This window comes from Vibrio sp. D417a, assembly GCF_030248595.1.
GTDB lineage: Bacteria > Pseudomonadota > Gammaproteobacteria > Enterobacterales > Vibrionaceae > Vibrio > Vibrio alginolyticus.
Genome location: NZ_JAHGAM010000012.1, coordinates 1 through 8,075 on the forward strand (window position 1 = coordinate 1; position 8,075 = coordinate 8,075).

The following is an 8,075-nucleotide window of genomic DNA, read 5'->3' on the forward strand; positions in this document are numbered from 1 at the left end:
AAGGTGTGAGCAACGCAATACTGATACTCCCGCATTCCACCTTAAACACTAAACGCAACGCATAGTAAAAATGCCACGCGTTGCGAATCACTCTTAAACAGTTTGTTAGCAGTCGCCTTTAAATACTTTCTCGTTATGAAAGCACATAAATTCTTTATGCTCAGGACTAAATTTATTTTCCCTGATTTTCATATTTTTGTTGATGCCAAACATCTCACGCTCATCAACACTCAAAATGTCCGAAATTATTATATTTCCAGAACGATCAAAGCTAATGTAACCTTTATCAAAAGCTTTATCTAAGTTGGGGGTTAGCAGCAGTCCATTTGTGACTGACAAAGCTTCGCTTACAGAACTTTCGCTCCATGGCTTTATATGTGATGCGATTAAAAGGGACGGTTCTGAAAAACCAGTTACAGCACAAGACTGCCAGTAATCAATTTGATTTTTTCGAAACTGGCCTTGACCTAACCTAGCTTGAATTACTGCCTCCCGATATTTTTCACCACTGAGCCTGACTTCTGCGTCTCGAATATCATCAACGATGCTCTTTGCGGCTAGGTTTTTCTTTACTAATCCTAACTCCTCTAGGAGCTCAGACACTTCAGGACGTAACTTCCACACATAACCAGAAGAACGATTGTGTGATGTTTCATCGCAAACAACAAAGGTCCATACTGGCTTTCCATCTCTGATAACATTAGGGATGAAGCCAGATTTTTCACTTAACTTTCTCGCAAAACTACCATATTGCTTGTTCGCTATTTCGTATGATCCATAACCCGCAGCTTTTGCTAAATTAATTGCTGAGATCAACTGCTCTTCAGCATAGTAGTGCTGCCTTAACATCTTAAGTCCATTTTGCACTTCAGTGGAATTATCAATACTCAGTTCAAACAATGCATTCTTCAATCTAGCCTTATCCATAAAACTTTCTCATATGAGTTTGTGTTTATTGATATTAGCTCAAAAGTCAAAGGTAACAATTTAGACTGCTAACGCCCAATTAAGGTGTGAGTAACGCGACCACGAACATCAACCAGACCACCGTAAACACTGTGCTCAAATTTAGAACCAAAAATCCCAAGCGTTAGGAATCACTCTTAAATTGTTTGTTAGGCATATTTTCTGACATTAGCTGACTAACTTCCTCCGGGTACTCTTTCGAAAGGATCCAGCCTCTGCACAAGTTAAATAGAGAGTCTACAGATTCATAAAACGCTGCTACCGCCTCTAGATAGTTTTGCTCAGGAATAAAAGCTTGCTCATGAGAGATAGACACTCCGATACCACCATCGTCATTACTTTGAGAAATGATCCCATGAATGTGCTTTTCTGATAGATGTATAAACCCTGAACAATTCTTATACACCCCCTCCATCCAAGGAAATTTCGGGTTGAATGTTTTTAGCAAATACCAATCTTGTAGCTTTTGATTGTCTCTACTTTTAATTTTATTCACGGATTCACCAGAGAGAACTTTCTTCGCAAATTCATGAGGGTCATCAACTAAAGTCGCTGCAGCTAATCTAAGGATACTATCGACTTGCATTCGCAAGAACGGGGCAGCAGAAATATAATTCCTTTCTTTAATTAGATGAATAAATGCATGCAAATTGCATTTTGAACGATTGACTGCAGCAAGGAACAAGAAGTCCAGTGGGTACATTTTTGAACCATCAGCTTCCATAATACGCTGAGCATACTTAATATGCTCTTTATCAGTGCCCTCAAGCTTTTCTAAATATTTCTCAAGCTCTAACATTTTACCCTCATATGCCTAACGCCGCGTTAAGTGGTGAGCAACGCTACCACCTTACCTAAACCATTGTGCCGTAACCACTAAAGCTGAATCAAACAGAAAATGCCAAGCGTTGGGAATCCGTCTTAAACGCTTTGTTATATGCACAAAGGCTTATATCTGAGATCTTGATAACAAAAATCACACGCAAATAACCTTAAAGTTAGGAAGGTTAAAAACAATAAGGACCCTACTAATGGTAAAAAGAAAAAATGTCCCGTATGGTAGCGATGTGTCTGCTGGAACATATAAATGCTCCGATTGCGGAAAGATATATTCCAACCAATCTAAAACTTCACTTCCACCATGTCCCAACTTTTCTAAAACACCACATCCTTTAAGAGCTTGGGATATTCTTACTGGTCAAGGAGATGCGACCAAAGACCCTTATCCTTAAGCTGCAATTCAACCGAGCACTACATATTGCTGCTCGGTTGAACTGTACATATAACGCCCTGTTAAGGTGTGAGCAACGCAATACAAAAGCCTCCGCACACCACCTTAAACACTAAAACCAACGCATAGTAAAAATGCCACGCGTTGCGAATCACTCTTAAACAGTTTGTTATGTTTTAAGTGCGGATGCGATATCTAATATAGCTTTGAACTCTTCTAAACTGTTCTTTGTCGTGCTACCGAATAGACGCTCATAACCGAGAAAAAGAGCCGTGAGAACAATGGCAGAACTGAAAAGAACGTCACTTCCCAAGGCTTTCATAGAAGCAGCGAACAACACGCCGACAATAATAAGGAAGAAATCTCTCTCTTTGTGCTTGGATATATGTGTGTCGATGAGTAACTTAGCCTCTGCTATATCATCTGCCTTTAACTTATACTTAACAACAGCATGCCTTACATGCTTCACCCACCTAGAGTTAAACTCTTTCTCTATGCTTAGCAAGTTTTCAAGCTCTTGATATTTCGTTGATTCTTTAGAGCGAGCAAACCAACTTTTTGCGGTAAACCAACGCTCTTTGAATAACTCGTCTCGTTCTTTGATATAATCTCGAAGATATTCTTCAGTCCAAGCCATAGACTCCTCCTTTGGGTGAAACATAACGCCCTGTTAAGGGGTGAGCAACGCAATATAGAAGCCGCCGCAAGACACCTTAAACACTAAAACCAACGCATAGTGAAAATGCCACGCGTTGCGAATCCCTCTTGAACAGTTTGTTATGTGCGAACTTCTAGCTTGTAGATGACTGCTCAGCAACACTAACTTTAGGCTCTTTCTCTGGCGTCGACCATTTGATGATTGCTCTAAGGTTCATTGAAAAAAAGATGATATTTGCAGTTATCATTGCCACACTACCAGTAAGATAACCAACTGCTACCCAACTAGTGTTACCGCACATCATTAAAATGAAACCGATTTTGTCCTTATTTCCAATTTGCCAAATTGCAAGAAACGTAAGTACCATTGCAACCCAGTCGATTCCATAGTACTGAAAATATTCCATTTTTCCTCCAAGCACATAACGCCGCATTAAGGTGTGAGCAGCGCTTGGCTATACTTGAGCGAAGCGAAAACGCCAAGCGTTGCGAATCACTCTTAAATGCTTTGTTAGGGCACTGTTCTCAAAGATGGCCACCTTACTAGCCAGCCCTTTGAATTTACACGATTTTCAAACGTTTCTCGTGACCTTTTAGGGTTATGTGTGACACAGTAACCAAATAAGGATTCGTACCCAAAAGCTGCAATACATTCATAGCTATCAGGTGCGACTTGTCGAATGGCAACAGCTGTCTCTTGTTCTGGCCAATAGCTCATAGCATCAAGGGAGCATGTGTAGGGTAAATCGCCATTCCGAGTATGCATTAGTGCTTGGTTACGAACTTGCCAGTTAACTTCTGGCATTAGCTGCTTGAGCTGAGATTCGTGGTGTAAATATGCATTAGGGTCGTTCTCGTCTGGCGCAAAGTAAATAACATCCGCATCGTTCAATGGTGTTGCTACATCAAAGCCATGCAGTGCATCCCAAACAAGATTACGAACGAAACCAGCTGCAATGTAACACTGAGGCAAGCCCAATTTAGATACGCACTCTAAGGCTTTAACTCTAACTGGATCTTGCTTGATTAATTCTACGATTCTATCCATTTTCGCCCTGTGCCCTAACGCCGCGTTAAGTGGTGAACAACGCGACCACTTAACCTAAACCATTGTGCCGTAAACACTTAAGCTGATACAAACCAAAAATGCCAAGCGTTGTGAATCCGTCTTAAACGCTTTGTTATGGCGCAATTCTCAACAATGGCCACCGAACTAGCCACCCTTTTGAATTTACGCGATTTTCAAAGGTTTCCCGTAGCCTTTTAGGATTATACGTGACCCAGTAACTAAATAGAGATTCAAACCCAAAAGCAGCAACATTCATATTGGTTTAGCCCAATTTGCCGAATTGCTACCGCTGTTTCTTTTTCAGGCCAGTAACTCATTGCGTCTATTGAACTTTTATAAGGATTGTCACCGTTCCGCTTATGCATTTTCGCCTGATTACGGACTTGCCAACGAAGTTGAGGCATACGATCTCGTAGCTGTGATTCATACGCCAAATATGCATTGGGGTTAGACTCGGCTGGATCAAAGTAAATTACATCCACATCATTTAAGGGAGTGAAGACTTTAAAGTCGTGCAACGTATCCCAAACTAAATTTCGGACGAAGCCGGCTGCGATGTAGCACTGCGGCAATCCCAACTCAGAAACGCAGTTGAGTGCCTCGACTCGGATTGGATCTTGTTTTATGAGTTCTACGATTTTGTCCATTTTCGCCCTGCGCCATAACGCCTTGTTAAGGTGTGAGGCACGCAATACCTAAGCATCCGCATACCACCTTAATCACTAAAACAAACGCATGGTAAAAATGCCACGCGTGCCGAATCACTCTTGAACAATTTGTTATAGCTTTTCTAACTTGGCAAATGAACTTGCAAGCAACTTAATCTCTCCGGTTTCATGAAGCCAAACATAAACTTCGGGCATGAACTGTTCTGACTCTTTTAAGAAAACCATTTGATCACCAAGACCATTACTAGCAATAGCCAATGCATGATGAGGAAAGTTGCCAAAACCAAAACACGCCTTGGTTTCCGCAATAATGTTGTTACAAGTACGAGCTAGCCTTTTTCGATCGGAGTTGTCCTTGATTGGGTAAAGCTCCCAGTAATCTTCTTCGGTCGTTGCCTCACCACCATTGTTAGCCTTCATCGATTCACGGTAATCATGAGGGAGCCTTGCACCAAGCTCCACCTCAGTATTAACTAATTGTTCTTCTGTTAAGTTGAATGCCATTTTTACTCCAAAGCTATAACGCCTTGTTAAGGTGTGAGGCACGCAATACCGAAGCCTCCGCATAATACCTTAATCACTAAACCTAACGCATATTAAAAATGCCACGCGTGCCGAATCACTCTTGAACAATTTGTTAAGTGCATTACTCGCCACCTCCCCCATCGTTAGAAGTGCAATCATCCGAAGAGTAGTGAGCAAAAGAGGCTACATCAAATCGTTGATTTGCTGGTTCATACTTACATTTGTGAGATAAGTACTCTTCGAAACTTTCACTTCTGTGGAAGTCGTATTGCGACAAGTCTACACAATAAATAGCATATGCTAGTGTTACGTGCTTTTTCGATAATTTTGATCTTTCAATTGCATAGTCCACTTCTTCCTTAGAGTATCTAGTCTTTTTTCCATATAAGAGAAGCAGTGGAATTAACTTCCTTGCAATGTACATAGCCCTACGGTGAAACAACCATGGTTCTATAAGCTTCATCATATCTATGCTTCCTATTGCAAAAAAATACATGCTATTGAGTCATGTTGACATCGAATGCACTTAACGCCGCATTAAGGTGTGAGCAACGCGACCACAGACCTAAACCTTACCACCGTAAACACGAAACCCAACGATGGAATGAAAAATGCCAAGCGTTGGGAATCACTCTTAAATGCTTTGTTATGTTAATTTTTTGATGAGAATTCAACTTCTTGAGGTGTGTTTCGATCTTTTTCGCAGATAACGACGGTATTGGCGAGTTTGTCGTGCCACCCCTGTTTACGCTTGTCCCAAGCCACCCAAAATATACCTAGTCCAAGAGGGATTGTCGCTAGGATATACCCAAGGTATCTTACAATATACTGTTGAAGGGTAGGTTTATCGCCAGTTTTAGCGTCTACAATTTTCGCTGATATAGCCATTTTACCTGGTGTCGCTTGACGATAAAGCCAGAAACCAATGACCGCTACCAATGGAAAAATCCAGCTTAAAATCAGGTCAGCGAAGCCTTGTACTAACGCATCGTTGTCAAAATATGCCCAGCCATAAACCGCTACTAGAATCGGGTATGTAAGGACACAAATTATCACAGTATCAATTAGACTAGCACCAACTCGAGGCCAAAAACCTGAATATTCGTACAAATCACTCATTTTCGCGGGAACATTATCTTTCATATTATTTACCTAGTTTACATAACCAACTTAAATGCATGATACGTAATGTAATTTCTTTCTCAAGACAATATTCAATTAATTGCAACACACTTCGATTAACATAACGCCCTGTTAAGGGGTGAGCAACGTAATACTGAAGCCGCTGCATACCACCTTAGACACTAAAGCCAACGCATAGTAAAAATGCCACGCGTTGCGAATCCCTCTTGAACAGTTTGTTAGTCGCGAGGCACCGAGCGACAATTTTAAGCCAAACTAAACTTTGCGAACAACAAACTTTATGTGCTTTGATGCACTTAAGTCAGGCGTAGTCTCAAAGCGGCTATTCAATGAAACCACTTGGAACAAACAACGCCGCAGAAAACGAACTGACAATACCAAAAGGCGCTTTTGGAAAGCTAATCTCACAGTGCGGACTTTCAACGAAATCACTGAAATCACGTGGAATTTACAACACCAGAGAAAACGTCATTTCAGCGAGTAAATCGGCTTTTGGACCGACAAACTCACCGAGCGGAGTTGCAACCAAAAACGGACTCTCGATTGCCCTACTCTGTCAACACCAAAGAACAAAACAACCGCTAGGAAAGGTACAAAACTTTGGACTTAAAACAGCTAGAACTAAGCTCTGATGATCGGCAATTAATCGGTGTACCAAGCAAACAGCTGCTAAATTTTAAGCTCAGAAACATGATTTTGATTGCTAGCTTTTTCTGGCGACTAACGCCTTGTTAAGGTGTGAGGCACGCAATACCGAAGCTTCCGCATACCACCTTAACCACTAAAACCAACGCATAGTAAAAATGCCACGCGTGCCGAATCACTCTTGAACAATTTGTTATACGAATTTCTCCTTCAGTGCCAACACTTGTTGTTCAAATAACTCACAATCTGACTTTGAGTATGATTTAGCGACATTAACCCATTGAACGCCCGTTTCATCTATGTGGCAAAACTCGACTTGAAGCGCATATTTAGAACAACGAAGAAGAGCAAAAACGAAACCTACAGCCGTCAAACTAAGAACTAAAACTTGTAGCCATTGCGGTGCCTCTTCAAAGCTTGGAATGGCTAACCAAACAGCCCCTGAAAAAATAAACACCCAGAATAACACTTGACCTAAATTATCAAGAAAACTTAACTTTTTAACCCTAGCATTGTTTATCTTAGACAAAGGATATGAGTCTTTCTTAAACCTGAACTCTTTTGAATCCAAGCTAAAATCAGTACTCTTGTACATAAATTCCCTCTATTCGTATAACGCCCAATTAAGGGGTGACTAACGCAATACCGATGCCACCGCAAACCACCTTAATCACTAAAATTAACGCATAGTAAAAATGCCACGCGTTACGAATCCCTCTTGAATTGTTTGTTAGTACGCGGCTCCTAAATCCTTTGGCACACTCCAAGATATTGAAATATAGCATGAAACTTTTAGCTTAAAACGCTGAAGCCAAACAGACAACTACCAAACTTGAACGCAATCTCAAAACGCAAGTTGGCGAGAAGAAAAACTTGCTTAACTGCCCTATTTTCGCCGTGTTCAAATTAGCAAAGGATACGGGCTTTAGAACTAAACGGCAGCGCCAAAGAAACTCAGTGTTTGACGAAAATTTCCCAGCATTAAAGAAACCACACCAGAGAAATAGCCCGAAAGTTAGAAACCGTAAACGGCGAAGACAACGCGAACACAACTCATATAGTGCCACCGGAAAGAACGTGAAAGGCACATTTGACCAGGTGTAAAGCTAGGAAGCGAAACCAATAAACACCAGAAATTTTACCTTTGATGTCAATCCAGTACTAACGCCGC

Annotated in this window: 10 protein-coding genes and 1 pseudogene; 1 reads left to right on the plus strand and 10 read right to left on the minus strand. The window is 41.1% G+C overall.

Annotated elements, in window-relative coordinates:
* Positions 1-105 precede the first annotated feature (105 nt).
* The 9 genes and pseudogenes from KI742_RS13635 to KI742_RS13690 form a co-directional block, all read right to left on the minus strand.
* Positions 106-927, minus strand: a complete 822-nt coding sequence (locus tag KI742_RS13635; protein WP_222712723.1) for an HNH endonuclease — start codon at positions 925-927, stop codon at positions 106-108.
* A 163-nt stretch (positions 928-1,090) separates the two neighbouring features.
* Positions 1,091-1,765 carry a hypothetical protein gene (locus tag KI742_RS13640; protein ID WP_285385883.1) on the minus strand — a complete coding sequence of 225 codons (675 nt, stop codon included), beginning with the start codon at positions 1,763-1,765 and terminating at the stop codon, positions 1,091-1,093.
* 601 nt (positions 1,766-2,366) lie between these two features.
* On the minus strand, positions 2,367-2,834 hold the full coding sequence (locus tag KI742_RS13650; RefSeq protein ID WP_285385882.1) for a hypothetical protein: 468 nt from the start codon (positions 2,832-2,834) through the stop codon (positions 2,367-2,369).
* 154 nt (positions 2,835-2,988) lie between these two features.
* Positions 2,989-3,261, minus strand: coding sequence for a PnuC protein (locus KI742_RS13660; RefSeq protein WP_238843811.1), 273 nt, complete (start codon positions 3,259-3,261; stop codon positions 2,989-2,991).
* 104 nt (positions 3,262-3,365) lie between these two features.
* Positions 3,366-3,902, minus strand: coding sequence for a nucleotidyltransferase family protein (locus KI742_RS13665; protein WP_047104093.1), 537 nt, complete (start codon positions 3,900-3,902; stop codon positions 3,366-3,368).
* Positions 3,903-4,035: 133 nt separating this feature from the next.
* Positions 4,036-4,570 (minus strand): annotated as a pseudogene (locus KI742_RS13670) (nucleotidyltransferase family protein).
* Positions 4,571-4,702: 132 nt separating this feature from the next.
* Positions 4,703-5,095, minus strand: coding sequence for an SMI1/KNR4 family protein (locus KI742_RS13680; protein ID WP_213867304.1), 393 nt, complete (start codon positions 5,093-5,095; stop codon positions 4,703-4,705).
* A 142-nt stretch (positions 5,096-5,237) separates the two neighbouring features.
* Entirely contained in the window at positions 5,238-5,612 is a 375-nt protein-coding gene (locus tag KI742_RS23575) for a DUF6559 family protein (protein ID WP_373417723.1), read from the minus strand.
* A 155-nt stretch (positions 5,613-5,767) separates the two neighbouring features.
* Positions 5,768-6,259 carry an RDD family protein gene (locus tag KI742_RS13690; RefSeq protein ID WP_006879709.1) on the minus strand — a complete coding sequence of 164 codons (492 nt, stop codon included), beginning with the start codon at positions 6,257-6,259 and terminating at the stop codon, positions 5,768-5,770.
* 329 nt (positions 6,260-6,588) lie between these two features.
* On the opposite strand from KI742_RS13690, the gene KI742_RS13700 reads away from it, so the two are divergent.
* A complete protein-coding gene (locus KI742_RS13700; protein ID WP_031431277.1) occupies positions 6,589-6,891 on the plus strand; it encodes a hypothetical protein in 303 nt (100 codons plus the stop codon).
* A gap of 206 nt (positions 6,892-7,097) precedes the next feature.
* Here KI742_RS13700 and KI742_RS13710 read toward each other — a convergent pair whose 3' ends face one another.
* Positions 7,098-7,499 (minus strand): hypothetical protein, encoded by a 402-nt coding sequence (locus KI742_RS13710; RefSeq protein WP_085570161.1) that lies wholly within the window; start codon positions 7,497-7,499, stop codon positions 7,098-7,100.
* Positions 7,500-8,075: the final 576 nt, after the last annotated feature.